The organism is Enterobacter cloacae complex sp., from assembly GCF_900322725.1.
GTDB classification, from domain to species: Bacteria; Pseudomonadota; Gammaproteobacteria; order Enterobacterales; family Enterobacteriaceae; genus Enterobacter; species Enterobacter quasihormaechei.
In genome coordinates this window covers 685,971-708,794 of sequence record NZ_LT991957.1, presented here as the reverse complement: position 1 = coordinate 708,794, position 22,824 = coordinate 685,971, and the positions used below count along the sequence as shown (strand labels likewise).

The window sequence follows — 22,824 nt, the reverse complement described above, 5'->3', positions numbered from 1 at the left end:
AAATGCCAACAGTACCAACAGTCAGCGGGCGCCAGGTTGAAAGCCGCGGATTCCAGTCTCCTGGATTTCAGGCGTTCGAACAGCCGAATGTCGGCGACGTCATTTCTCAGGTCGCGCCAAAGGCGATCGACATGTTCGCGCAGGCCAAGCAGAGGGCGGATGTCGCCCAGGCGCAAGATGCATCGCTGCAACTGAGTCAGGTATCGAGTGATCTGCTGACGAATCCCGATACCGGTCTGCTGAATCTTCAGGGTAAGAATGCACTGGGTAAGGGCCAGGAGTACACCCAACAGTTTGATTCCCAGGCAGAGCAGATCGCCATGACCCTGCCAGAAGGTGCCCGTGCCGGGTTCCTTCAGCAAGCACAGCAGCAGCGCATTCAGTTCACGACGCAGGCCGGACGCCACGAGATCAGCCAGCTTAACGCCTATGAAGAAGGACAGTTCCAGGCGACGCTGGCGAACAACGGGAAACTGGCAGCATCTGCGTACGGCGATAACGCCAACTACGTGCTGTACAACCAGCAGACCTTTCAGCAGATCGAAACCTATGGCGCCGCGCATGGCTGGAGTGCCGAGCAGATTCAGGCGAAAAAGACCGAATTTAAAGAGAAGGTCGCTGATACGGCTCTCTCTCAGTGGTCTGCTAACAACTCTATCGAGTTCATTCAGAGCAATGGTGAGCTGAGCGACACGGCTGTTGGATCACGTCGTGCGGTATCGGAAGGCGGTTCAGGCGACAGCGCTCGCGGCATTCGCAATAACAACCCCGGAAACCTCGAGTACAGCAAAACTAATCCGTGGGTTGGGCAGACCGGTGATGATGGTCGATTTGCTAAATTCGAAACTCCGGAGCATGGCATTCGCGCGCTGGGCCGCAACCTGCTGTCTTATCAGCGCCAGGGCATCGATACCGTCAGTGACATTATCAACCGCTGGGCGCCGCCATCTGACAATAACAACACCGATGCTTACATTCAGGCAGTATGTGCACAGCTCGGCGTAACTGCGGATCAGCAGCTTGACGCATCAAACCCTGACACGCTGAAGGCTCTATGTGCTGCAATCATCCAGCATGAGAACGGGAGCCAGCCATACAGCGACCAGCAGCTCGCCACCGGTGTCAGTGCAGCTATTGGCCTGTCACAGCTTCCGACCAGCACCAAGCGATATACCGGCAATGCTGCATTCGACGCTGCATCTCCTGAAGCGCAGGCAACCTTCCTTCGCCAGGCTGACCAAATTCGCAAGCAGCAGCAGGCGGAATATCGCACCAGTATCGACAGTCGGGTTCGCGATGCCAGCGCGGCATACATGCGCGGTGTTGATTTCCCTGATGCACCAACGCAGACCGACTTCCTGGTTGCCTATGGGGTGCGGGAAGGTAATCTCCGCTATACCGAGTTTCGGAATACGCAGATCGCCGGGCAGTACATTGGCTCATTCCGCAACATGCCGACGAGCAGCATCACAGCCTACGTCAATCAGCTGAAGCCAGGAACCGAGGAAACAGGCGAGGGATATGCATCCCGCGCTGAATTATTCGATCAGGTATCGGCGGCGGCCTCAAAGGTGATCAGCCAGAGGCAGAACAACCCGTTCAACGCCGCGGTGGAGATTGGAGCCTATAAGCCGATCGCCAGCAACAACCCTAACGACATCACAGCTGAGGTTGCTAACCGTTTCTCTTCACAGGAAAGCCTGCGCGCGCTGGGCATCAATGCGCCTATTCTGTCCAGTGAGGAGGCTGCGGCACTGTCTGAACAGGTACGCGGTACCAAAGACGTAAACCAGACAATCAGCCTGTTACAGAGCATGGGGGAAACGCTGTCCGCTCCGGCAATGCGCCAGGTCGCGTCTGCCATTGCGCCTAACAACGCAGCAACTGCATATTCCGCGCTGCTGCTGGGGACGCCGGATAACCAGTACGACAACAAAAAACCATCGATCGCATACAGTCAGTTCATTGGCTACAAGCCGACCATGAATAAGTACGACGTATCGAAGGTGATCCTCGCTGGCGATCAGTTGCTCAATCCAACGAAGGCAATGAAAGATGCTGGTATAACCCCGGTGCAGTTGCCGAGCGAAGATAAGCTGAAACGAGCATTCGACGATCAGGTGGGTAATGCATTCGCCAATAACGCGCAGGCGCGCCAGCTCAGTTATAACCTTTTCAAGGCAGCTTACGCCGGGATCGCTTATCAGTCAGGTGATGCCTCCATGACGCGCACTGATGCAGCCAACTCCGACGTAGTGGAAAAGGCGGCGCAATACGCCACAGGGGGCGTGTACAAGGGCTTTAATGGTGGCGATGTGGTAATGCCGTTCGGCATGGATAAATCCACCTTCAAGGACCGCTACACCGCATCTGCACAGCAGGCGCTGAAAGATGCCGGTCTGAACGTAAACTCCGCATCAAACTTCACGCCAGTCAACATTGGCAACAACCAGTATCGACTGGTAAGCGGCAGCGGGCGCTGGGCGACGGATCCGAAAACCAATGAAGCTATCGTTGTGAGGGTCGAATAATGTCTGATGTATTTTCTCTGGCTCCGGAAGGCCAGGCGTGGACCGACGATAAAGCAGCGGCCAATCCGGCACGACCAGAAGACTATGAGCCGACATTCTTCCAGGGTTCAATCGCCGCACCGGTGCGCGGCGTGGCTGAGGGCACTCTCGGCCTTGCACAGTCTGCCGTCGGATTCAGTAAACGCCTGATCAGCGATCCGGCATTCACCGCAGACGTGGCGCCAACGGTCAATATCTTCCGTGTGATGTTTCCTGATGCCGATAAAGCGCTGAATGAAACATACGACACGATTGGCAAACAGTTGCAGGATGCTCGCGGGTATGTGAAGCCGGATGTTGGTAGCCAGGGCACCGCTGCTGAGGTTCTTTATGGCCTCGGTCAGTTCGTGCCGGCCATTGGTGCGACCATTGTCGGCGGCCCCGCGGTCGGCGCAGCTACGGCATTCAGCTCTACGTATGAACAGTCCTATCAGGATTTCAAAGGGAAGGGTGTAGACGAGTCGACGGCGCGCAACCTGGCAACTCAGCAGAGCCTTTTCAACGCAGCGGGCATGGCCTTACCTGCTGCCATCGGCACCACTCTGGCAACGCGCATTGCCTCAGGTGTGGCAATAAACACCGGGTTCGGTGGCCTGAACCGTTACTCCGTCGGCGAAACACTGGAGGAGAAAGGCTACACCGAGATGGCGAAACAGTACCGGGTATTCGACGGCCAGGCGATTCTGGTGGATGCAGTGCTGGGTGGCGCCTTTGGTGGTGCCCATCACCTTGCCGCGCGAAATGCTGACGTGCCGCCTCCAGCAGATACTGAAGCGCCGATCCCGGCGGCGGAAGTGCAGAGCGCACCTGATGCAAGCGCAGAGCCATCGCCTGTGGCCGAAGTAGCGCCAGTGACAGACGCGCCAGGATCACCGGTTCGCTCGGATTCTCAGTCACCAGTGACAGAGCCTGCCGCCACGACAGATATTCCTGCTATTAAGCCAAGCGATATCGATGCCGCCCACACTCTGAATGAGGGGCTCTATTACGATCTGGAATCCTCCCCGGTGCTGCATGCCAGCAACGAGAGCATCAACAGCCATGTGGCAGCCATGGACGAAGCGTATCGACAGCTGAATGACGGCCAGCCTGTTAACGTCGGTATGATGGCGCGCGGGCTGGATGGTCCGGCCCGGCCTGGCATGCTGGAATCTGCAAGCGAGCAGTACCATGCAATGCAGCAGGTTTTCGAAGAGAATGGTGTCAGGTATGAAACGCCGTCAGAACTGGCTGGAGAGGCTCCTGCTCCGCGTGCCGAAAGCGCATTCACGGCAGCAGACGAAACTGGCGGGCAGGTCAGTGTGGATCCCGATACCGGACAGGCTATTTCATCCAACAGTTACGACCTGATGGCGGCGCGCGATATGGCGACCACTAATCCGGACCTGACAATTACGCACCCCGACACCGGGCAACCGGCGAAACTCTCCGATGTTCTGGCTGAATTTGATGAACAAATCCAGACCGTGCAGAACGAATCGAAAGTTTATTCAGTCGCCGCCGCGTGCTTCCTGAGGAATCCATAATGAAACAGGCATGTGTTGAAGCCATTGCGCAGACCCTGGGCCGCCAGCCAAAGGCTGACGAGCTGAAAGGTATTGAGGACCGTATCAAAGAGGCCGTGCGCCAGGTACATAAAAAAAATGCCAGGGAAGGCAAGACTGGCATCCCTGATGCGCAGACGTACATGGAGGCCGCTGATCTTGTGCGACAGCGCGTTGTGCATGACGTTTATAAGAAGCGTCAGCGCGTCGCTCAGAACGCGATCGCCATCAGCAGGGTGACAGATACCCTCGACGCTAATATCCCGCCAGAGCAGCAAACACCCGCCAATTTGCAGCAGTTTATCTTCGCAGGACGGCGCACAACTGACGGTAAGGATATTGCCGTGACCTCGGCCGAGGAACTGGCAACCGGAGCATATCAGGACTGGTCACGCCAGCTCAGTGCTGAACTGCTCAAAGCCGGTGATGACGTCCGTAAATTCTTCGAGCAGAGCAAAGCACTCGGTGAGCAGCGTTTCCGCAGTCTGTTCGACCAGCAGGCGGCAAAGTCTGCACAGCTCCAGATCCTGAAAGAGTTATATGGCGAGGACACCGGGAACCCGCAGGCGAAAAAAATCGCCCAGGTATGGAATGACGTCACCAGCCGGGCCCGGCAGGAAATGAACGACAACGGTTTCGATATCGGCCTGCGAGAAGACTGGCATCTGCCGTATGTGGACGACGCTGATTTTATTCGCAACGCCGGGCGAGATGAATGGCTGGCATCATTGCCGGTGGCAGAACAGGCCAAAGCGCGACTGTCAGGCCGTCAGCCTCCGATTGAGTTTGCCCGCCAGGCATGGGTGGACGACGTTTACAACACGCAGGATCGCAGCAACTACGTTAATCCAGACGGCAGCCCGATGAATGACATCGAGTATCGCCAGGCGCTGGAAGCGATCTTTGAAACGAAGGCCACCGATGGCGCCAACAAAATCGACCCGGGCGCGTTCATGGGCACCGGCGGGATAAAGAATCGCGGTTCCCAGAGCAGGGTGATGGCGTTCAAGGATGCGCAGTCGCACTTCGCCTACATGGAGCGTTATACGCAGCAGCCGGTGGTGGGCGTAATGATGTCGCACCTGCAATCCTCCTCCCGCGATCTGGGTGTCGTTAAAGCATTCGGCCCGGACGCAACCCGCAACTTTTCGCTGGTTCTGGACCGCGTATATCAGCGTGCAGTAACCGGCGGAAAGGAAGTCGGCAAGATGAACGATGAGCGCAAGATGGTTGAGCGCATGTTTAACTCAATGGCGGGGCTTAACGGTGCGGCCACATCGAGCGTATTCACGTCGGCGGTTGGCGGCCTGCGCAACCTGATGACCAGCGCCATGCTCGGCACCAGCGTACTGACCGCAACCAGCGACCAGGCGATCATGCGCGCCAATGCCCAGGCTCTTGGCTTTACCCGAGACGGCATGCGCCTGTCTGCAAACACCATTCGCAACCTGTTCAGCGGTGATGCCAAAAAGGCCAATGCCGAGCTCGGCCTGCTTGTGGACTCGCATGCTGCTGTCGTATCGAAGATGGGCGGCTTTGACCTGTCGCGCGGAATCACCGGCTGGTTCGCAGAAAAAACGTTGAAATGGTCAGGTCTGATCGCCATGGACCGCGCCAACAAGGCGGCTTTTGGCCTGCTGATGTATAAAAACATTGGCGAACTGACCCGCAAATTTAAGACTCTGGATGACGTAAAAGGGTCAGATAAAACCATCCTTGCTAACAAAGGCTGGAGCAATGAAGACTGGGCGATCATGGCAGCGGCAGACCTACAGCCAATGACTACCTCCGGTCACATGGGTATGACTCCTGATGCGATCTACGCCGTGCCTGATGAAGTGATCGCCGACATCATGGCTGACCGTATCGCGCAGGTGCGTGCAGGTAGTGATGCAGCGCTGGCCGCGCTTGGCGATATGCCACCAGAGCGCCTGAAGAAAATGAAAGAGGCGTTCGACGCAGAAGCAGAGCAGACCATCACGCGCATGGTACGTAACGCCAGAGCCGAGGCCGCTCAGAAACTTCTTGGTATCACGCACGGCGAGATGACCAGCGCCGTAACGACCGCTACCGGCCTTGACACCTATGCCCGAGACGATGCCGGACAGCTGATCAAGAGTTTCATGCTCTTTAAGACAACGCCATTCGCTGGGTTCCGCCAGCTGGTAAACCGGGCTAATGATCTGGACACGGTACCAGCTCTTAAATTCCTCGCTTCATACATTGCAGGCACGACTCTGGCCGGGATGTTTGCAAACCAGATGAATAGCCTGTTGACCGGTAATGATCCACTGGATATGACGAAGCCAACTACATGGGTACAGGCTCTTCTGAAAGGTGGGTCATTCGGTATCTACGGCGATTTCCTTTTCCAGGACCATACGCAATATGGTTCCAGTATCGCGGCTACCATCGGCGGACCAGTGCTCAGCTTTGCAGAACAGTTAACTAAACTGCTGATCACTAACCCGCAGAAGGCATTGCAGGGGGAAGAAACTTCATTCGGTGCCGACGCGCTTAAGACGGCTCGAATGATCACCCCGTTCGCAAACCTCTGGTATGCAAAAGCCATTACCAATCACCTGATCCTGCAACAGCTTCAGGAGATGGCGAACCCTGGGTACAACGATCGGGTAAGGGACCGCGCGCAGCGGGAATTTAACACAACGAGTTGGTGGGAGCCCGGCGAAACAACACCGCGGCGCGCTCCAGATCTCGGGAAGGCGGTGGGCCAATGATGGACATCTTAGTCAGTATTGGATTGATGTTGTTCTGGTTTGCTTCCGTAGTTGTATGCGGTACTGCCTATTTGTGGGTGACTGTAATTGCCATCAGGAAAAAGTGGTTAGGAGAGTGGTCGGCGAAGGTCGTTTACTTCTCGACCTTCGTCATCATTGCCGCAATAATCTTTAAACTTCCTTTACTGTGACATGTCACGAGGCCGCGCATGCGGCCTTTACTTTATGTCGTTTCCTGCTTCAGTTTTTCCACGCAGTAATCAAGATGCATTTGCAGATCTTTCATGGACATCTGCGAGCTGGTGACATAGTTAACCAGAGCAGTCAACTCAGCCATCGGACCATCAACGTTAAACCCATCCTCACCAAGCTGGCGCAGCAACGTCATCAGGTGAGAATCTTCAACAAGGGAGCGGACGCCTCCCGGCGTGTGTATTCGTTCGGCAAATCCTTTTTCCAGCGGGTGATGATACTGACGTTGCATCTGATAATCTCCATGCATTCACTGTATATATGTACAGTAGCAAATGTTCGAAATACTATCCAGCACGAATTGCCATTTACCTAAAAGGTAATAACTTTCCTGATTGTTATTCATTCAATTCATATAAGGTTTGCTAGGTAATAAACTGTCCAGATGATGCACGCGCGCCGGGCGCTGCTTAACTGGAGACAGGCCATGACGGTATCAACCGTAGTTGACCATAACGATTACACGGGGAACGGCGTTACGACATCCTTCCCGTACACGTTCCGCATATTCAAAAAAACAGATCTTGCTGTATCAGTTGTAGATCTCAACGAAAACATCACAGTCCTGGTTCTGGATACTGACTATACGGTTACGAACGCAGGAGGATACAGCGGCGGTAATGTGGTTCTCACCACTCCGTTGACAAATGGCTGGAAGATTTCCATTGCCAGAGAACTGGAGCCGACGCAGGAAACCGACCTGCGCAACCAGGGCAAGTTCTTCGCTGAGGTACATGAAGATGCCTTTGACAAGCTGACTATGCTGATCCAGCAGGCATACAGCTTGTTCCGCCTGGCTCTTCGCAAGCCATCGAGCATCGCGAACTGGTATGACGCGCTGAACAACTACATTCGCAATTTACGCGATCCGAGAGACCCGCAAGATGCGGCCACCAAAAACTATGTTGATACGCTGGCAAACAACAATCTAAATCGCACGTTACGCGTTCCTGAGGCAATACCTTCATTGCCAGATGCAGCTACAAGGGCTAATAAAATTGTCGCCTTTGATAGTGCAGGCAATCCATTCCCTGTTCTTCCACCATCAGGATCAGCATCAGACGTTCTTATTGAGCTGGCGAAGCCAACAGGCTCATCAAAGATTGGTTACGGCGATCGCACTGTAGAAGATAAACTTAATGAGCGGAAAAGTCCTTTCGATTTTGAAGCAATAGGCAATGGTGAAGATGATGACACATTAGCACTTCAAAAATTTATAGACGAAACTGATGGTGATCTTGATCTTGCTGGTGGCACATTTCTAATAAGTAAGAATTATGCCCTAGCTATTCAATATCCAAATGAAGCCGACTTTTCTGACGGTACTTATAACTATAGCCCATGCCTTGCATTGGTTGGAAAGAAGGGTATCAAAATTCACAATGGAACATTGCTGGTTAAGACGCATGGCCTTGATGCGTTAAGCCTCATAGCCTGTGAGCATGTTACTGTTGATTTAACTATCAAGGGTCCGGGAATCTTCCCTGCAATTGATACCACAACTGGGTATGCAGAGAAAGGAGAAGCCAGATTCGGGTACGATTCTGCTCTAGTTCTTGCACCAAATAATGCCCTTGATACCAGCGCATATACTGGCGGAGCATACGCTGGTGTTACAGGTCAATTCCCTAAATACAATGCAGACGGCAGCCAAGCTTCAGGTTGGCAGAACACGTGGGGCAAGTTCCTTGGCGGCAACATCGGTAGCTGGGCTTGCGGTGTGAAGGTTCAACGTGCATGCCGTGGTATTCTTATCAATGACTGTGACATCTCTGGGTTTAACTTTGGTGCGGTAGGTATTGGCATCCGTAACACAGCAGCAGCCTATGGTGCAAGTGATTACACCACAGATGCAGATGTACCTGATGGCGTGATGGTTATTAATACACGTATTCGCAAGTGCTACAGTGCAGGCATCTACGTCCTCTCTGGATATCGCCTGAACTACATGGCGAATAACATCGAAGACATCGGTCACCCTGATGGGGATGATGTACTGAACGCAAGTTACGACCCAGGCTACGGTATCACACATGGTCGAAACCGAAGAATCCGTAATGTAACAATTACTGAGAATATGATTCGTAACTGCCGCCGCAAGTGTATTGACTTCCATGGTGGAGGCCAGGCTATCATCGCAAACAACCATTGCCTTGAGCATGGGGTTGTAGGTATCTACGCTAAGTGTGGACCAGGTTGGGCACCCAACTATGAACCATATAACCTGATTGTCGCTGATAACTATGTCCGTTCCCGTGATGTACCTGCCAGTGAAACTACAGGCCTACTGATCGGTGCTAAGTATACACGATGCATTGATGTTGGTGGTGGTGGCGAAGCCACGCAAGCCACATACCCAGACCCTTTTGTCAAGATACACAATAACTACTGTGAACTCCGTGCATACGATGGGGTAGCAATAAGCACAGGTGCTGGTGACGACAACTACGCCGTTTTCCAGGATATTGATATCAGCCACAATAGTGTTGTCATGAAGTGCAACACAGTCAACAATACGACTGAGGGCATAGCTGTGAATGCTGGAGCGGGGACTAACAAAGTTTACAGAGGTCAGCGCATACGTTTGGTGGGAAACAGCGTTAAGCAACTGAACAACCTGTCGCTTAACTATCGTGTAATTGGGTATAAAATTTCTGGAATTCCCAAATCAATCATCGCTCATGGAAACATTGTTGATTTAAACACATTAAACCAGGCGGGTTTGCTATCATCGTTTGTTTTGGATGGTAGGACATATATATCATTTTCTGGAAACCAAGCATTAAGCATTGGTTCTCGTAGCACAATGTCAGCCTCAGACATAATTTTCTACGACAATACAAGAATATCTATTCCAGCAGGATCGGCGTCTACTTCAATTCCAGCCAGCTTATTTAGAGGGGTTTGGCAGGCAACCATTGCAGGATCTGGAGATGCATTTGGAGCAAGGCAGGTACAACTAGCTAACACAGGCACTACTGGCACATCGACAGATGTTGTGAGGTCATCTACGACAGGTGTTATCGCTAACATTGCGGTCGGACCATCTGGTGTTGTTATTCCAGCGATAACAAATCAAACAGATGTAACCATCAGTCTTAAACCTCTGGTTCAATATGACTCAGTGCTATAAATAATAACGCCCCTCTAAGGGGGCGTTATTTTACATTCTATTTATATATATTCTGTATCCATCTTCGTATTTAATTAATTTAATAAGGCTATTGTTTTTTATAATCTCTCCATCTCCTTTAAACCTTTCATCTTTTGGTATAGGTGATGATATGCCATACTGTTTCATAAGGCTATACTTGAACCTGTAGTTTGCAAAGGCAGAACCTACTAGATATTGCGATACCGGAATAGCATCGTATATTCTCTTGACAGAATCTGGATAAGAAGGGAAGCCAGAAATTACTATCTTATCACCTGTTTTATAACCACATTCAATTAGGTCGTAGGCAATATTCTGAGCGACCACTCTGTCTATACGCTGATAGATTTTGAAAGCATTCGATACTCCATATGCTTGGCTAAAATTGAATGTAATAATTACCACAATCAATGATTTTGATAAAGCACCTAATTTACTCATCATTTCCGCACCCTTTAGTAGTGCACAAAATGATAATCCAGCGGCTATCATCACTCTAGGTTCTACTATAGGGCTTTTCAAAACTAGATAAGGAGCAAATCCGAGAACTATTATTGCTACAAATACAAGCACTGAAAATGCAGTAGTTTTATTTCTTTCTATTGATGAGATTACCAACATAACAATTATCAATGTTAACAAAATAATACTAGGGGCAAATGCAGTAACCTTGAAAAGCATATTTATAAACAATGAGAAGTTATTTACAAATATCTTTAATCCATCAACTGAAAGTGGTATTAACTCAGAGTGAGTGTCCGTGTATCCGGAGGTATAGGAATCTCCATCAAAGAATACCAGCATCATTAATTTATAAAGCAAGAACGAAAAGAAAAGAGATGAAAATACCTTTAAGATTAAGTTAATAACATCATTTTTATTTTCATTGCAGAACCTCATAAAGCACATTAATGCAAGGTAAGATAAAACGAATGGTATAGATGCCTGGTATATTGATATTGAAATAAACCCAATCGCCACCGAACTAATCCAGCAGACAATACTTCTCTCTGCGCTCATCCTTGCCTGTAAAATAGCCCCGAGACAGGATAATGACATTATTAAAGAGTCAAACCTGAAATAAATATTACCAATGAATAAAGTTGAAGTCAGTGGTAGTAACATGCATGCTGCTTTAGCAATTGGGGATTTCAGGCTTAGCTCAACAGAGATAAGATACCCGCAAAAGATCATCACAAAAGCGCATAATATAATGGTAAGCGGGAAAACATCATATAAAACACCATCCCCAAAGAAATTTAAACCTCCGCCAAACATGCTAATCGCAGCCATTATGACAGAGGAAAGAGGCCTCCCGTTACCCTCCCAAGCAGTAACTCCGGTATCAGTCCTAAGCCAATCATCTACAACATAGTTGTTATTAATGATAAATGGCAATATATATACAAATGATAGAGCCAGCGATATTAAAAATATAGACTTATCATTTTTAAGATTTCTTATCATTTTCTTCCCTTCAGCACGTAACGAGGTCTATTCTTCACTTCTACGTAAATCCTGCCAATGTACTCACCGAGGACTCCAATTCCTATCAACTGTATTCCTCCCAAGAAAAGTATTGAAACAAGCAGGGAAGGATATCCGCGGACAGCATTCCCAAAAAAGATGGTATCCAAAATCATCCACGCGCCATACAGGAATGCAGCACCGGCGACGAACAGGCCGATGTAAGTCCACATCCGCAGGGGGAAGGTAGAGAAACTGGTGATCCCCTCAAGAGCAAGGTTCCACAACTTCCAGCCGTTAAACTTCGTGTTACCCGCCACGCGCTCTGCCCTGGCATATTCCACGACATCAGTGCGGCCACCGACCCAGCTTAATACGCCCTTCATAAAGAGGTTACGCTCTGGCATGAGCTTAATGTTTTCCACTACCTCACGAGACATCAGGCGGAAATCGCCAACGTTTTCTTCGATCTTTGGATTGCTGATTTTGTTGTGCAGCTTATAGAACCACTCAGCGGTCATGCGCTTCAGTCGTCCATCTGTAGAGCGATCAGAGCGTTTAGCCAGAACCATATCAGCGCCGGCCTGCCACTTCTCAATCAGGTGAGGAATAACTTCGATGGGGTCTTGAAGGTCGACGTCAATCGGGATAATCGCTTCTCCGGTGGCACGATCAAGCCCGGCAAATAGAGCTGGCTCTTTTCCAAAGTTGCGAGTGAACGACAGCGGCACCACAAGCGGATCTGAAACAGCAAGCGCGTTTATAATTGATTCTGTCGCGTCTTTGCTGCCGTCATTTATGAATACTATCTCGACCTCATGCTGCTGAAGCCCTTCAAATTCCCGAACCGTTTTATAAAAAATCGGTATTGCGTCTTCTTCGTTGAAGACGGGAACGACCAGAGAAATTTTCATTTCGCATCCCTAAAGACAATGAACTTTGAATAAATAAATCCGCACACCAGGCTGATGGCGGAGAAAAGAATAAGGGTCACGATCGGAGCCATTCCGGACCTATCAGCAGCCCAACCAACAGCAGCGCTCAGCGAGCCCATAAATCCAACGTAAAGCATGTAGCGCATGGTTGTGGTGGAAGACTTGAAAGTGAATCTGGCATTTGCAAAGAAGCTGAATGACACTGCCACGACGAACCCAGCGAAGTTACCAAGTGCCTGCCCTGTGTGAAATGCATATATGCAAATAGCGAACACAACCCAGTGAATGAGCGTGTTAATGACGCCAATCGATGTGTACTTTGCGAATAACTTAAGCACTTTTACGCCCGAAAAATATAAAACCTTACTTTATCACCTTTTGGGTAATTTCGTTAAGAGTTGTCTGAGGTTTTTTAAACCACATATGGTTTATTGTGTATGATGAACTCACCAACTAAGGGGGTTCTTTATGCACATTAAACGGTGGTCACTATGTCGCACTCGTTAACCACGGAATCGCTGAATCAGGGGCTTAGCCTGAGCGCGCTAATGTCTGTGGTCGCGGGTGTGCCGCCGGAGGTGGCTTTAGGGGCGCTTGCTGGTGCGGTAATTTTTGTTACCTCAGCGGTGGAGTATCCCATAAAGCGGCGGTTACTTCTGGCGTTCCTCAGCTTCTTCTGCGGCCTTCTCTTCTACAAACCGACAGCAACACTTCTCATAGGCTTTGCATCCGCTTTCCCTGGCATCACCACAGATATGTTTGAGAAAGGGGTTGCTTACTCAGCAGGGGCGTTTGTTTCTTCAATCGTTGCTGTTGGTATCGGTACCTGGCTGTATCACCGTTCTGGAAATCCACGCGACCTGATCCCGGGGAGAAAAGACGATGACCGGTCCTGAACTGCTTCTCATCCTGAATGCCGCTATCTGCGGCGGCATTGCTATCCGAGTCCTTCTGTTCCGCCGTGACGGGTCACGCCATCGCTGGTGGGGCGGCTGGCTCGCCTATCTGCTGATCGTTGTGGCAGCCAGCGTACCTATACGGACGTTCTATGGGTACTACGTCAGCGCCGACTGGTCAGAAGTCATCATTAAAGCTGTGTTCCTGGCTGCTCTCATCAAGACAAAAGGGAACGTGGTGCAAATTTTCAAGATAACGAGGTCCCAGCATGGACATTAAACAATTCCAGCGTGCAGCTGGCATCAGCGACGTTTTGGCCACGCGTTGGTATCTGCATATCACTGCGGCCATGAAAGAGTTTGGCATTGAAGCGCCAGCGCACCAGGCGATGTTTATCGCGCAGGTGGGCCATGAATCGACAGGGTTCACACGGCTTCAGGAGAACTTCAACTACAGCGTAACCGGGCTGGCAGGATTCGTCCGTGCCGGGCGTCTCACTCAGGGCCAGGCCAACGCGCTGGGCCGCCGTGCTGGTGAGCCATCGTTACCGCTGGAGCGCCAGCGTGCGATCGCCAACCTGGTATACAGCAAACGTAATGGGAACAATGGCCCGACTGACGGCTGGTTCTATCGCGGGCGCGGGCTTATCCAGATCACCGGCCTGAACAACTACCGCGACTGTGGCAACGGGCTCAAAATTGAGCTGGTTAGCCAGCCTGAACTGCTGGCGCAGGACGAATATGCGGCCCGCAGTGCGGCGTGGTTCTTCGCAACCAAAGGCTGCATGAAGTACACTGGCGACCTGGTGCGCGTCACGCAGATCATCAATGGCGGGCAGAACGGTATCGACGACCGGCGCGCGCGGTACATCACCGCCAGCAAGGTACTTTTATGATCTGGGCATTCGTCAAAGCGTACTGGAAACAGTTGCTTATCGTGTTGATGCTTGCTGCTCTGGTCATCGTCGGAGTGGTTTCTTGGAATGTACACGGCAGCCACCAGTACGATGCCGGGTATGCGCAGGCAAAGGCAGATCGCAAAGCCGAAGATGATAAAGCTCGTCAGCAGGACGAGCAGGAGAAAGCTACCAATGAACGTGAAGCGCAGCAGAGGATCGACCAGGCGCGCAATGATGCTCTTGATGCTGCCGCTCGCGCTGGCCGGTTGCAGCAACAGCTCGTTGCCATCCGTGAGCAGCTCAGGCAGTATAACGCCACTGTCGGCGCTGGGACGTCAGCCGCAGACACCGGAGTTTTGCTTGCCGACGTGCTCAGCAAATCTCTCGAGCGAAACCGACAACTGGCAGAGTACGCTGACCGGGCCGCTGAAGCCGGACGAGTCTGTGAAAAGCAGTACGATTCGCTGACCAGGTGACATGGAATTTTTCATGGTACTGATTTCCGGTGACGGTATATAAAACGGTACGGTGAAAATCATGTTACGGAAAGTTGTTATCAGTCAATTGGTTATGCACGCCGTAAATAATTGAGTGGGAATGATGTATAGCTAGTTCATAGCACATCATATCTATTCAATATCATCTCTAGCCCTCTGTAATTGCAGAGGGTTTTTGTTTATATCTACTCATATCTATTCACTCTACACCACATTTTTCGACGGTACAGGTGACGGTATTACCCGAAAGGTATACTCTCATACCGACAAAAATATGGATGCATTACGGGTGAACTGTGCTTACCGATACCAAACTGAAAAACCTCAAGCCGCAGGAGAAACTGTATAAGGTTTCCGACCGTGACGGGCTGTATGTCGCCGTGCTTACGTCAGGCTCTGTCTCGTTCCGCTACGACTACCGCATCAACGGCCGACGGGAAACGCTGGTGATCGGCCAGTACGGTCGTGACGGTATCAGCCTGGCGGAAGCGCGCGAGGAACTCATTGCCGCCAAAAAGCTGCTGAAGGCAGGCCAGTCGCCTGCTGCGGCAAAACGTGACGGTATCAGGCAAATCGCCGGGGCCGAAACATTCGCGGTATATACCGACACCTACATGAAACACGTCACCCTGGCAGACAGCACCCGCGCCATGAAGCAGGCAGTGATCGACAGGGATATCCTCCCGGCGCTCGGAAACAAAATGATGACTGAGATAACCACCAGGATGGTGCGCGACCTTTGCGATCGTATCGTCGAGCGTGGCGGACGGGCGACGGCGATTCAGGTCAGGGAGATAATCAGCAGCGTATACCGGTACGCCAACGACCGCGGGCATGGTCTGTTCAATCCTGCTGCCGACATTAAGCCATCATCGATCGCCATGTTTAAGCCGCGTGAGCGCACGCTGTCGCCTGAGGAAATTGGAATATTCTTCCGTGCGCTGGATGACGTCGGTGCGATGGGCACCATGAAGATGGCGCTGAAGCTGGTACTGCTGACGCTTGTGCGAAAAGGCGAATTTACCTACGCGACGTGGGCAGAGATCGATTTCAGGAACTGGACATGGACGATCCCCGCCGACCGAATGAAGGCAAGGCGCGCGCATGTGATTTACCTGCCGAAGCAGGCGCAGGATCTGCTGGTCGGCCTGCAAATGTGCGCTGGTGGCAGTGAATACCTGGTGCCCGGGCGCTACAACTTCCGCAAGCCATTATCGAATGCCGCGCTGAACTCGCTGATAGACCGGACCGTGCAGGCCATAAACAAAGACGGCGAGAAAATACATGATTTCACTGTGCATGACCTGCGCCGGACGGCCAGCACGCTGCTGCACGAAGCGGATTATCCATCAGACTGGATAGAGAAGGCACAGGCGCACGAGCAGAAAGGAGTCCGGGCGGTTTATAACAAAGCGGAGTATGCCCGGCAGCGTGCCTATATGTTGCAGCAGTGGGCGGATATGGTTGATGCCTGGATTAACGGGGAGCACACCGATCTGGTGCCGTTCTCCCCGTCTAAATTTGAGAGGTGGATGAACCAGATCTGTTAATTTCGCGATCTAATAAACTCCCTCTGTATTTCTACAGCCATTTGCAACTCTTCACACTTCTTATGCAAATGGCTATTTTCAGTTTGTAACCATTTCACCTGTGCTGTTTTTTGATGTATCACGGCGCGGCACTCTTCGAGTTGACGGATTAAATCCGCATGGTCAGATATAGTCATGCTGCACGCTCCCGGCCCTGGTTGTCTGTTGATGTCAACGGAGCATGTTCAAATGCCCGCGTCAAACCGGCTATATCCAGCGCGTATCCGGGTTGCAGTTGCACCGCCGGACCTTCGCACTGGTTTCCCCATACGTCAAAGCCATGTGACGACTGGCGGGCGAAAAGCTCAATGCGCGGCACATCGCCAAGCAGTTGCACCAGTTTCTCTCTGATCACGTCCGGCTTGCGCGAGTTCTCCAGGCGCGGCGCCGTGACATGCTGGCAGATCGAAGCGTCCATTCGCGCCGGGAGTTTCCCGCGCACCGCAAACAGACAGTCTTCGCTGTTCGCCCGGGTCATGTGGCCCATGCCGATCGCGCTGGTGCCTTTATGCTTGTTCGTCTTGTGCCAGGTGAAACCCTTCATGGTCATGAGGCGGAAGCCCCACGCCTCGATTACCTTCAACGCTTCAATCGGCTGTGTTGGAACCCACCACATAGCCAGAAGGCAATCATCGGCAGCCAAATCCCACACAGGCAGGCGGCAGATGTCCAGCACGTTCATAACCGGATACTTGAATCCGGCGCCACGCTCGCCGTCTGCTGCTTTGTCGCGGTATACCCACGGCGGATCTGCGTAGATAAGAGTGTATTTTCCGGTCATGCTGCACCGCCTTCCGACTTCTCAGCTTCTACAGCAAGAGACTCCAGCTTATCCATAAACATTGCGGACAGCATTGCGTATTCCGCGTCTGTGGCTGCTGGCATTGGAACAAATCGGATGCCGAACGAGGCGAGCATATTTGCAGCCTCAAGGCACTTTCTTAAATCTGCTGGTGCTGCTTTGTTCATGCCGCCACCTTCTTGCTGTTCATCAGCTCAGCCAGGCGCTGAGCCTTTAATGGGTTTCTGATAACGTCGCCGTTCGGTGCTACCCATCCACGGCGAATGATGGAATAGGGCAGCGTGACACTGCCCACGGTTATTCCGTCGTGCGGATTAGTCATACACCACCCCGCGACATCCGATCCCGCTGTAGTCCAGATGCGGGGTGCGGTTCCCTTTGGTGATGCACTGCTGGCGGCGCACCGCGATGCGGGCGCGCTCAACTTCACCGACGGCAGCGTCCAGGCACTGGAGCCAGAGACGGGCTGCGATTCTGTAGTGCCCGCGGCGCTCGCGCTCGATGGCCCGGCTTTCGATCTCCATTGCTTCCGGCGTTACTGCCACAACTTTTTCAGTTCCGCGCTGCGATGCTTTGTTCATGTGATATTTTTCAAGGCGGGTTAATTTTCTCATTCCCAGGATCCTCTCAACTGATTACCGCCGCCAGCCACATCAGGTAGGCGACCACGGCCAGATACAGGTATACATCTGACCATCTGCCGATATGCTTCTTCAGCGCCGTCATGCTGCCGCACTCACCGGGCGATAAACGCGGCGGTCAACTGGCGGCTTTTTTCCGGTGAACGTCGCCGGACTTGCCGCCTTACGTTTATCCAGCCAGGCTTCAACTTCGCTCTGGTCCCACGCGCAGCGGCGATCGGTGATCCAGAAACGGGACGGGAATTCGCCAGCCTGTTCAAGGCGGTCAATCGTGCTCCATGACAGTGGCACCACCTCAAGGAGTTTTTTCTTACTCAATGCACCTTTCATAACTATCTCTCCTGGTTGCAGGTGTGGCGCCGTGGCGCCACGGTGGTGATTACATAGGGACTTCGTTCAGCTCATCGCGACGGATGGTGTACACATCAGTAGCTTTAGCCAGGCGTTCATCATCGTTAGCGAGCTTTTTGGCGACGTATTTGTAGGCGTTATCCAGATCCTTCAGGGTGTTGTAGTTCATCGCTGCGTCAGTGAAAGCGCACAGAATCTCTTCTGGATCGCGGTCATCGCTGCTCTTTGGTTTCTCTTCCTGCTTTTGCTCAGGCTTGGAGTTGATCAGCTTGTTCATGCCGGTCGCGGTTGCAGGTGTCGGCGTGATATCGCGTTCAACGCGCGGTGCCGTTTCCTGCAATTCGTCAGGGGTGTACACGCCCATGATGACGTCTGGGCAATGCAGGCGTGACCAGCGCTTTGTCGCCAGGTATGCGAGTTGTTGTTTCGGATCGCTAGCCCAAAGCGTGGAGTTTCTTACCTGTGCCTGAGACAGCATTAACTCGAGAACTCGAGGATGATCCTCACCCTTCATAGTTGCCCATACGCGAACACCGCAGCCTTCTTCGTCTTTAAGGGTCCATCCAGGTGCGATATACGGGTTGCCGTTTTTGGATGTTTTCTCAACAAACTTTCCGATCACGCGTTCCCACGGCCCGAACCACTCATAGTTGATGCGATCTTTGGTTGGAGACATGGTTGAGATAACCGCGTTTACTAACTGGGCTTCATAGCCGAGCGTGCCGCTCACAACATGGGTTTTCTGCGCAACGGCGAATGGGTTCATTCCCCACTGCGCAGCCTGCATTGCTACAGCCATGCAATCAGCTGGCTTCCCGGCGAGGTGAGCCGGTACCGTCACACGGCTTTGCGCCATTACTTCGGCGAACTTCATCAGTTGGTTCAAACCCTCAGGGCTGAAAATTGTTGCAGCAGTTCCAGCGATTGCTGTGTCTACTGGTGCGTTGATGTTTGCGATGTCGTTGCTCATACGTGCATATCCTGTTTGCGTGCCCACTCAGGGCGTTTAATAATTTCAAATCCACCCCATTCGCCAGACTCCCGGCACTGGTGGTAGGTATTCAGATCCCGGCGGAACAGTGCGTGCCCGGCATCTACGTCCGGCGCATCCAGTTCAAACACACGAACCGGGTAGCGCCCGCAGTCGATGGTTTCGCTCACAGCCAGGAAGAAGAATCCGTGCGGCTCTCCGGTGGTCTGCTGTGCGCCTTCGCGGTACATGGCGTCCTGAACGTGGTACCGGAATTCCTCGACGTGGCGTGCGAAGCGCTCCATGTCTGCAACCTTCTTCACGTCCAGCAGGACCGGGTGATACTTCAGGCGCTTATCCGGGCGAATGCGGCACAGCTCTCCGGTTTCCGGATCCGTCCAGTAGTGCGATGCTTCGCAGAATCCTTCCGCTTCAAGCAGCCAGCGCGCAGCCGGGTGTGCCATCGCGCTGTCGCGCATAAGTTTCAGCTTGCGGCCCTGTTCGGCATCCATCACCGTCATGCCCATGTTCTCAACATCTTTAAGGAAGGCTTCCTGATCTGCTTTCCCCTGATTGGTTCTCAGGTTGAACTGCGGCGCCACGATAAAACGCTTATCGAATTCTTCCGGCTCCAGCAGCAGGCAGTGCAGGGCGGTACCCATGTCAAGCGCTTTCAGCTTTTCTGTGTCGACCGGCGCGGATTTCTGCCACGGCAACAGGGCCGGGCTCAACGCCACCATATCCAGCTGCGACTTACTCACGCCGTCGCCGGCGTGGTAATCCTCGTTGCTGATGTCGAAGTAAATTCCTGGCATCATGCCGCAGTCCTCGCCGTGTCCAGCTGGTCAGCCAGATCCCACTTCGCGATGATGCTGGTCATCGCGGCCTGGTAAGCTGCGAGAGCCTCTTCGAATTCCGTGCTCATCATCAGTTCTTCAAGAATTTCGGTGCGCACGCCTTTGCGTTCCAGCTCATAGAAAGGCTTTTGCAGCTGGTGGAACTTGATAGCGTCGATCAGCTCCACCTGGCGCGCGTAGTGCAACTGACTCAGCTGGTAGTCGCTGTCGATGCTGGTCATGATTTTTTTCAGGTTATTAATCTGCTGGATGTTCATACGCACCTCAGTACTTGATAGAGATTGCAGAAACCTTCCCGCTGGCGATGGCTATCAGCGCTTTCTCAGCCATTTCCTGCGGAAGACCACTTTCAATCAGGTCTGCAATAGCCTGACGATTGATGGTGCGGCGATGCTCTTTGTCAGCTGCGCGGCGCGCTTCTTCATCGGCGATGCGTTTCTGTTCTGCCAGTCGAACTGCTTCCGCTTCTTCCTGACGGCGGCGCTCCGCTGCGATAGCGTCGTTCTTTTCCTGCTCAGCTTTTTCCGCAGCGGCTTTTGCTTCACGCTCTGCTTTCTGCTGGGCTTCAATTTTTTCGCGCTCTGCGCGTTCAGTTGCAGCCTTGGCTTCAGCTTCACGGCGTGCAGAAGCATCAATCTCGGCCTGTGCTTTTGCTTCTGCATCACGCTTAGCCTGTTCTGCTGCTTCGCGGCGTATAGCTTCTTCACGTTCTAGACGTGCTTTTTCCTCTGCCTCTTTGCGCAGGCGTTCCAGCTCAGCCGCTTCGTGCTCGCGCTTTTGCGCTACTACCAGCGACGCTTCCAGTTGCTGAATGGTTGAGTCTTTAGCCACTCCCGCCTCTGCTGCACGCTCCTGCCAGCTGTCATCCAGCACCACGGATTTAGCCTCCAGAATGCGAGCCTGAATATCAGTGGATGGCAGGTAATTTCCGGTGGTGTCGATCACTTCAGCCAGTGCGCGCAAATCCACAAGGCGCTGCTGCAATGCTTCGGTGCGTGCCTTTTCAGCGTCTTCCCATTCGGTAAGTGGGCGGCGAACTTCGTCGCGAAGCTGATCGCATTCGGTCACGAAGCGTCGCAGTTCTGCTTCGACCACTTTTGGTTGCTCCTTCAGGCGCTTCAGGTAATCACGGCCTGGCTTTTCAACTGCCGTCTTGCTGCGTGATACCTGGGCGGCGAGGGATGCGATACGGGCGCGGCCTTTGGCTGTGCTCAGGTCAGGAACCTCGTTAACGCCATCACGGATCTGTTCAAGGAACTTATCCAGACCGTTTTCAACGTAAATGCTTGGCGCCAGGTCCGGCGCGATTTCGATGATTGCTAATTCACTCACTTGCTCACCCCCATATCCATTTCAGTTTTGACTGCCATCTTGGTGACAAACGCCCAGTTGATGGCCTCATGCAGAGTGCGGCACTTGGTGCTCATCAGCCCGCACGCCGTAACGCAGTACCAGCCGTTGATGATTTTCCACTGCATAATTCGTTACCTCAGTGTTACCGTTGAGGTAATAATTATCCTTATGTGGTTTGAAGTCAATAGGTATGATTATAAAAAATTACCCGTAAGGTAATTCTAAGGGCAATAAAAAAGCCGCTCAATGGCGGCTTAGTATCTGAAATTTATAAAGTTATTCTTGCGTTTTACCGTTCTGAACAATCACGAAATCGACGTAGCTCTCGATCTTACTTTTCTCGCTCTCAGGTAACAATGCGTAGCGGGCCCGGTCGTAATGGATGGTCGCCGGGTCGCGAGGATGGATGAGCAGCTCATATCCCCGGCGCCCGAACGCGCTGGCGATCGCCTCCAGGGTGGAGATGGAAACGCTAACCTCATTGTTCAGCATGCGGTTGATTGTCGCCTGGGCAACGCCGGACGCCTTCGACAGCTTACCCTGGGAGGACAGGTCGCGGTTGTTCTGCATCCACGCTTCGAGGTTATGCGCCGCCAACTGGCCGATATCGGAGGCGGTGATCTCCTCCTGGGGGATTGCAACAGCAGATAATGAGTGGTCGACGTCCAGCCAGTTCGACGGCTTGTTCGCTGCCTTCTCAATCTTGCGCGCCACCGTGTCGCCAACAACCTTCTGCCCGCGGGCCCAGCGGTTCACCAGGTTTGCCTGAGTTCCCAGTTTTTCCGCCAGACGAGTCTGCACCCCGTTAAAGTCACGGTCGATGATATCGTTAATATTCTGCCTGCGGATATCCTGAATACTTTTCATGCTCTGGTGAATCGCCTCATATATGAATTAGTTAGTGGTTCAATTAAAAGCGAATTTACCTCACAGGTAAATGCACCTCACAGGTAACAAACCTTGATTTTTATTACCTTCTGGGTGAATATTTGTTATCTGAAATTAATATCAGGCAATAGCTATGAGCGAGAACGAAAAATTCGACTTCAAAAAACACTGGTTGCAACTCACTCCTGATGAGCGAAATGCCTTTGCTGACGAGGCCGGAACGACCAGCCACTACATCCAGACTCATCTGACAGGCCGTCGTAAAATGCCCGGTAAGACATTGATGAATGGGTTATTTAAGGCATGCAAACAACGCGGCTGGGTCAGAACAAAGCCGGAACTGGCTATCTTCTTCTACGAATAAAACCTCCTTCAAACCCCCATCAGGCCGCCTTCTGGCGGTCTTTTCATATCTATTCAG

Annotated in this window: 26 protein-coding genes; 10 read left to right on the top strand and 16 right to left on the bottom strand. The window is 52.2% G+C overall.

The features are described 5' to 3' along the window. Positions 1 to 2: 2 nt before the first annotated feature. Genes DBR02_RS03660 through DBR02_RS03650 form a run of 3 tightly spaced genes read left to right on the top strand, consistent with a single transcriptional unit; the run spans position 3 to position 6,852 of the window. On the top strand, positions 3 to 2,531 hold the full coding sequence (locus tag DBR02_RS03660; RefSeq protein ID WP_107533494.1) for a hypothetical protein: 2,529 nt from the start codon (positions 3 to 5) through the stop codon (positions 2,529 to 2,531). Next, the gene (locus DBR02_RS03655; protein WP_107533493.1) at positions 2,531 to 4,096 is read left to right on the top strand and encodes a hypothetical protein; all 1,566 of its coding nucleotides are present in this window, start codon (positions 2,531 to 2,533) and stop codon (positions 4,094 to 4,096) included. The genes DBR02_RS03660 and DBR02_RS03655 overlap by 1 nt, the downstream gene beginning before the upstream one ends. Continuing rightward, positions 4,096 to 6,852 (top strand): hypothetical protein, encoded by a 2,757-nt coding sequence (locus tag DBR02_RS03650; protein WP_107533492.1) that lies wholly within the window; start codon positions 4,096 to 4,098, stop codon positions 6,850 to 6,852. Before DBR02_RS03655 ends, DBR02_RS03650 begins: the two co-directional genes overlap by 1 nt. A gap of 223 nt (positions 6,853 to 7,075) precedes the next feature. Here the strand turns inward: DBR02_RS03650 and DBR02_RS03640 are convergent, their stop codons facing one another. Then, positions 7,076 to 7,336, bottom strand: a complete 261-nt coding sequence (locus DBR02_RS03640) for a hypothetical protein (RefSeq protein WP_032671830.1) — start codon at positions 7,334 to 7,336, stop codon at positions 7,076 to 7,078. A gap of 195 nt (positions 7,337 to 7,531) precedes the next feature. Between DBR02_RS03640 and DBR02_RS03635 the strand changes: the two genes are divergently transcribed. Then, entirely contained in the window at positions 7,532 to 10,237 is a 2,706-nt protein-coding gene (locus tag DBR02_RS03635; RefSeq protein WP_059585504.1) for a right-handed parallel beta-helix repeat-containing protein, read from the top strand. Positions 10,238 to 10,267: 30 nt separating this feature from the next. Here the strand turns inward: DBR02_RS03635 and DBR02_RS03630 are convergent, their stop codons facing one another. The 3 genes from DBR02_RS03630 to DBR02_RS03620 are packed head-to-tail and all read right to left on the bottom strand — an operon-like array spanning position 10,268 to position 12,998. Further along, positions 10,268 to 11,725, bottom strand: coding sequence for a glucosyltransferase domain-containing protein (locus tag DBR02_RS03630; protein ID WP_107533490.1), 1,458 nt, complete (start codon positions 11,723 to 11,725; stop codon positions 10,268 to 10,270). After that, positions 11,722 to 12,639, bottom strand: a complete 918-nt coding sequence (locus DBR02_RS03625; protein WP_107533489.1) for a glycosyltransferase family 2 protein — start codon at positions 12,637 to 12,639, stop codon at positions 11,722 to 11,724. Before DBR02_RS03625 ends, DBR02_RS03630 begins: the two co-directional genes overlap by 4 nt. Next, complete coding sequence (locus DBR02_RS03620; protein WP_047052272.1) at positions 12,636 to 12,998, bottom strand: GtrA family protein; 363 nt, start codon at positions 12,996 to 12,998, stop codon at positions 12,636 to 12,638. The genes DBR02_RS03625 and DBR02_RS03620 overlap by 4 nt, the downstream gene beginning before the upstream one ends. A gap of 153 nt (positions 12,999 to 13,151) precedes the next feature. On the opposite strand from DBR02_RS03620, the gene DBR02_RS03615 reads away from it, so the two are divergent. The 5 genes from DBR02_RS03615 to DBR02_RS03595 all read left to right on the top strand — a co-directional run bounded on the left by DBR02_RS03615 (position 13,152) and on the right by DBR02_RS03595 (position 16,502). Next, positions 13,152 to 13,556 (top strand): putative holin, encoded by a 405-nt coding sequence (locus DBR02_RS03615; RefSeq protein ID WP_077579864.1) that lies wholly within the window; start codon positions 13,152 to 13,154, stop codon positions 13,554 to 13,556. Then, positions 13,543 to 13,836 carry a phage holin family protein gene (locus tag DBR02_RS03610; protein ID WP_047052275.1) on the top strand — a complete coding sequence of 98 codons (294 nt, stop codon included), beginning with the start codon at positions 13,543 to 13,545 and terminating at the stop codon, positions 13,834 to 13,836. Before DBR02_RS03615 ends, DBR02_RS03610 begins: the two co-directional genes overlap by 14 nt. Further along, positions 13,826 to 14,452, top strand: a complete 627-nt coding sequence (locus DBR02_RS03605) for a glycoside hydrolase family 19 protein (protein WP_107533488.1) — start codon at positions 13,826 to 13,828, stop codon at positions 14,450 to 14,452. Before DBR02_RS03610 ends, DBR02_RS03605 begins: the two co-directional genes overlap by 11 nt. Beyond that, on the top strand, positions 14,449 to 14,931 hold the full coding sequence (locus DBR02_RS03600; protein WP_107533487.1) for a DUF2514 domain-containing protein: 483 nt from the start codon (positions 14,449 to 14,451) through the stop codon (positions 14,929 to 14,931). The genes DBR02_RS03605 and DBR02_RS03600 overlap by 4 nt, the downstream gene beginning before the upstream one ends. 317 nt (positions 14,932 to 15,248) lie before the next feature. Continuing rightward, a complete protein-coding gene (locus tag DBR02_RS03595) occupies positions 15,249 to 16,502 on the top strand; it encodes a tyrosine-type recombinase/integrase (protein ID WP_107533505.1) in 1,254 nt (417 codons plus the stop codon). On the opposite strand, the gene DBR02_RS03590 is transcribed toward DBR02_RS03595, so the two are convergent. From DBR02_RS03590 to DBR02_RS03540, 12 genes are all read right to left on the bottom strand, one after another. Continuing rightward, positions 16,499 to 16,678, bottom strand: coding sequence for a hypothetical protein (locus DBR02_RS03590; RefSeq protein ID WP_063149221.1), 180 nt, complete (start codon positions 16,676 to 16,678; stop codon positions 16,499 to 16,501). The genes DBR02_RS03595 and DBR02_RS03590 overlap by 4 nt on opposite strands. Beyond that, entirely contained in the window at positions 16,675 to 17,322 is a 648-nt protein-coding gene (locus DBR02_RS03585) for an MT-A70 family methyltransferase (RefSeq protein WP_107533504.1), read from the bottom strand. The genes DBR02_RS03590 and DBR02_RS03585 overlap by 4 nt, the downstream gene beginning before the upstream one ends. After that, positions 17,319 to 17,510, bottom strand: a complete 192-nt coding sequence (locus tag DBR02_RS03580) for a DUF1382 family protein (protein WP_045891207.1) — start codon at positions 17,508 to 17,510, stop codon at positions 17,319 to 17,321. Before DBR02_RS03580 ends, DBR02_RS03585 begins: the two co-directional genes overlap by 4 nt. Beyond that, positions 17,507 to 17,665: a DUF1317 family protein gene (locus DBR02_RS03575; protein ID WP_107533503.1), complete on the bottom strand. Its 159-nt coding sequence runs from the start codon at positions 17,663 to 17,665 to the stop codon at positions 17,507 to 17,509. Before DBR02_RS03575 ends, DBR02_RS03580 begins: the two co-directional genes overlap by 4 nt. Then, positions 17,658 to 17,957, bottom strand: a complete 300-nt coding sequence (locus DBR02_RS03570) for a PerC family transcriptional regulator (RefSeq protein ID WP_040117969.1) — start codon at positions 17,955 to 17,957, stop codon at positions 17,658 to 17,660. Before DBR02_RS03570 ends, DBR02_RS03575 begins: the two co-directional genes overlap by 8 nt. Before the next feature lie 108 nt (positions 17,958 to 18,065). Continuing rightward, positions 18,066 to 18,314: a helix-turn-helix transcriptional regulator gene (locus tag DBR02_RS03565; protein WP_107533502.1), complete on the bottom strand. Its 249-nt coding sequence runs from the start codon at positions 18,312 to 18,314 to the stop codon at positions 18,066 to 18,068. A 49-nt stretch (positions 18,315 to 18,363) separates the two neighbouring features. Further along, a complete protein-coding gene (locus DBR02_RS03560; protein WP_047050283.1) occupies positions 18,364 to 19,305 on the bottom strand; it encodes a RecT family recombinase in 942 nt (313 codons plus the stop codon). Continuing rightward, the gene (locus tag DBR02_RS03555; RefSeq protein WP_063153763.1) at positions 19,302 to 20,123 is read right to left on the bottom strand and encodes a PD-(D/E)XK nuclease-like domain-containing protein; all 822 of its coding nucleotides are present in this window, start codon (positions 20,121 to 20,123) and stop codon (positions 19,302 to 19,304) included. Before DBR02_RS03555 ends, DBR02_RS03560 begins: the two co-directional genes overlap by 4 nt. After that, positions 20,120 to 20,419, bottom strand: coding sequence for a hypothetical protein (locus DBR02_RS03550; RefSeq protein WP_063153764.1), 300 nt, complete (start codon positions 20,417 to 20,419; stop codon positions 20,120 to 20,122). Before DBR02_RS03550 ends, DBR02_RS03555 begins: the two co-directional genes overlap by 4 nt. 7 nt (positions 20,420 to 20,426) lie before the next feature. Then, positions 20,427 to 21,494: a hypothetical protein gene (locus DBR02_RS03545; protein ID WP_047050277.1), complete on the bottom strand. Its 1,068-nt coding sequence runs from the start codon at positions 21,492 to 21,494 to the stop codon at positions 20,427 to 20,429. After that, positions 21,491 to 21,640, bottom strand: coding sequence for a hypothetical protein (locus tag DBR02_RS26775; protein WP_162843058.1), 150 nt, complete (start codon positions 21,638 to 21,640; stop codon positions 21,491 to 21,493). The genes DBR02_RS03545 and DBR02_RS26775 overlap by 4 nt, the downstream gene beginning before the upstream one ends. A gap of 151 nt (positions 21,641 to 21,791) precedes the next feature. Next, positions 21,792 to 22,382 carry a helix-turn-helix transcriptional regulator gene (locus tag DBR02_RS03540; RefSeq protein WP_047050275.1) on the bottom strand — a complete coding sequence of 197 codons (591 nt, stop codon included), beginning with the start codon at positions 22,380 to 22,382 and terminating at the stop codon, positions 21,792 to 21,794. A 154-nt stretch (positions 22,383 to 22,536) separates the two neighbouring features. On the opposite strand from DBR02_RS03540, the gene DBR02_RS03535 reads away from it, so the two are divergent. Further along, entirely contained in the window at positions 22,537 to 22,767 is a 231-nt protein-coding gene (locus DBR02_RS03535; RefSeq protein ID WP_032634928.1) for a hypothetical protein, read from the top strand. Positions 22,768 to 22,824: the final 57 nt, after the last annotated feature.

Coding starts and splice junctions, on each gene's coding strand:
- DBR02_RS03660 (WP_107533494.1), top strand. CDS start 3: ATGCCAACAGTACCAACAGTCAGCGGGCGCCAGGTTGAAAGCCGCGGA.
- DBR02_RS03655 (WP_107533493.1), top strand. CDS start 2,531: ATGTCTGATGTATTTTCTCTGGCTCCGGAAGGCCAGGCGTGGACCGAC.
- DBR02_RS03650 (WP_107533492.1), top strand. CDS start 4,096: ATGAAACAGGCATGTGTTGAAGCCATTGCGCAGACCCTGGGCCGCCAG.
- DBR02_RS03640 (WP_032671830.1), bottom strand. CDS start 7,336: ATGCAACGTCAGTATCATCACCCGCTGGAAAAAGGATTTGCCGAACGA.
- DBR02_RS03635 (WP_059585504.1), top strand. CDS start 7,532: ATGACGGTATCAACCGTAGTTGACCATAACGATTACACGGGGAACGGC.
- DBR02_RS03630 (WP_107533490.1), bottom strand. CDS start 11,725: ATGATAAGAAATCTTAAAAATGATAAGTCTATATTTTTAATATCGCTG.
- DBR02_RS03625 (WP_107533489.1), bottom strand. CDS start 12,639: ATGAAAATTTCTCTGGTCGTTCCCGTCTTCAACGAAGAAGACGCAATA.
- DBR02_RS03615 (WP_077579864.1), top strand. CDS start 13,152: ATGTCGCACTCGTTAACCACGGAATCGCTGAATCAGGGGCTTAGCCTG.
- DBR02_RS03610 (WP_047052275.1), top strand. CDS start 13,543: ATGACCGGTCCTGAACTGCTTCTCATCCTGAATGCCGCTATCTGCGGC.
- DBR02_RS03605 (WP_107533488.1), top strand. CDS start 13,826: ATGGACATTAAACAATTCCAGCGTGCAGCTGGCATCAGCGACGTTTTG.
- DBR02_RS03600 (WP_107533487.1), top strand. CDS start 14,449: ATGATCTGGGCATTCGTCAAAGCGTACTGGAAACAGTTGCTTATCGTG.
- DBR02_RS03590 (WP_063149221.1), bottom strand. CDS start 16,678: ATGACTATATCTGACCATGCGGATTTAATCCGTCAACTCGAAGAGTGC.
- DBR02_RS03585 (WP_107533504.1), bottom strand. CDS start 17,322: ATGACCGGAAAATACACTCTTATCTACGCAGATCCGCCGTGGGTATAC.
- DBR02_RS03580 (WP_045891207.1), bottom strand. CDS start 17,510: ATGAACAAAGCAGCACCAGCAGATTTAAGAAAGTGCCTTGAGGCTGCA.
- DBR02_RS03575 (WP_107533503.1), bottom strand. CDS start 17,665: ATGACTAATCCGCACGACGGAATAACCGTGGGCAGTGTCACGCTGCCC.
- DBR02_RS03570 (WP_040117969.1), bottom strand. CDS start 17,957: ATGAGAAAATTAACCCGCCTTGAAAAATATCACATGAACAAAGCATCG.
- DBR02_RS03565 (WP_107533502.1), bottom strand. CDS start 18,314: ATGAAAGGTGCATTGAGTAAGAAAAAACTCCTTGAGGTGGTGCCACTG.
- DBR02_RS03560 (WP_047050283.1), bottom strand. CDS start 19,305: ATGAGCAACGACATCGCAAACATCAACGCACCAGTAGACACAGCAATC.
- DBR02_RS03555 (WP_063153763.1), bottom strand. CDS start 20,123: ATGATGCCAGGAATTTACTTCGACATCAGCAACGAGGATTACCACGCC.
- DBR02_RS03550 (WP_063153764.1), bottom strand. CDS start 20,419: ATGAACATCCAGCAGATTAATAACCTGAAAAAAATCATGACCAGCATC.
- DBR02_RS26775 (WP_162843058.1), bottom strand. CDS start 21,640: ATGCAGTGGAAAATCATCAACGGCTGGTACTGCGTTACGGCGTGCGGG.
- DBR02_RS03540 (WP_047050275.1), bottom strand. CDS start 22,382: ATGAAAAGTATTCAGGATATCCGCAGGCAGAATATTAACGATATCATC.
- DBR02_RS03535 (WP_032634928.1), top strand. CDS start 22,537: ATGAGCGAGAACGAAAAATTCGACTTCAAAAAACACTGGTTGCAACTC.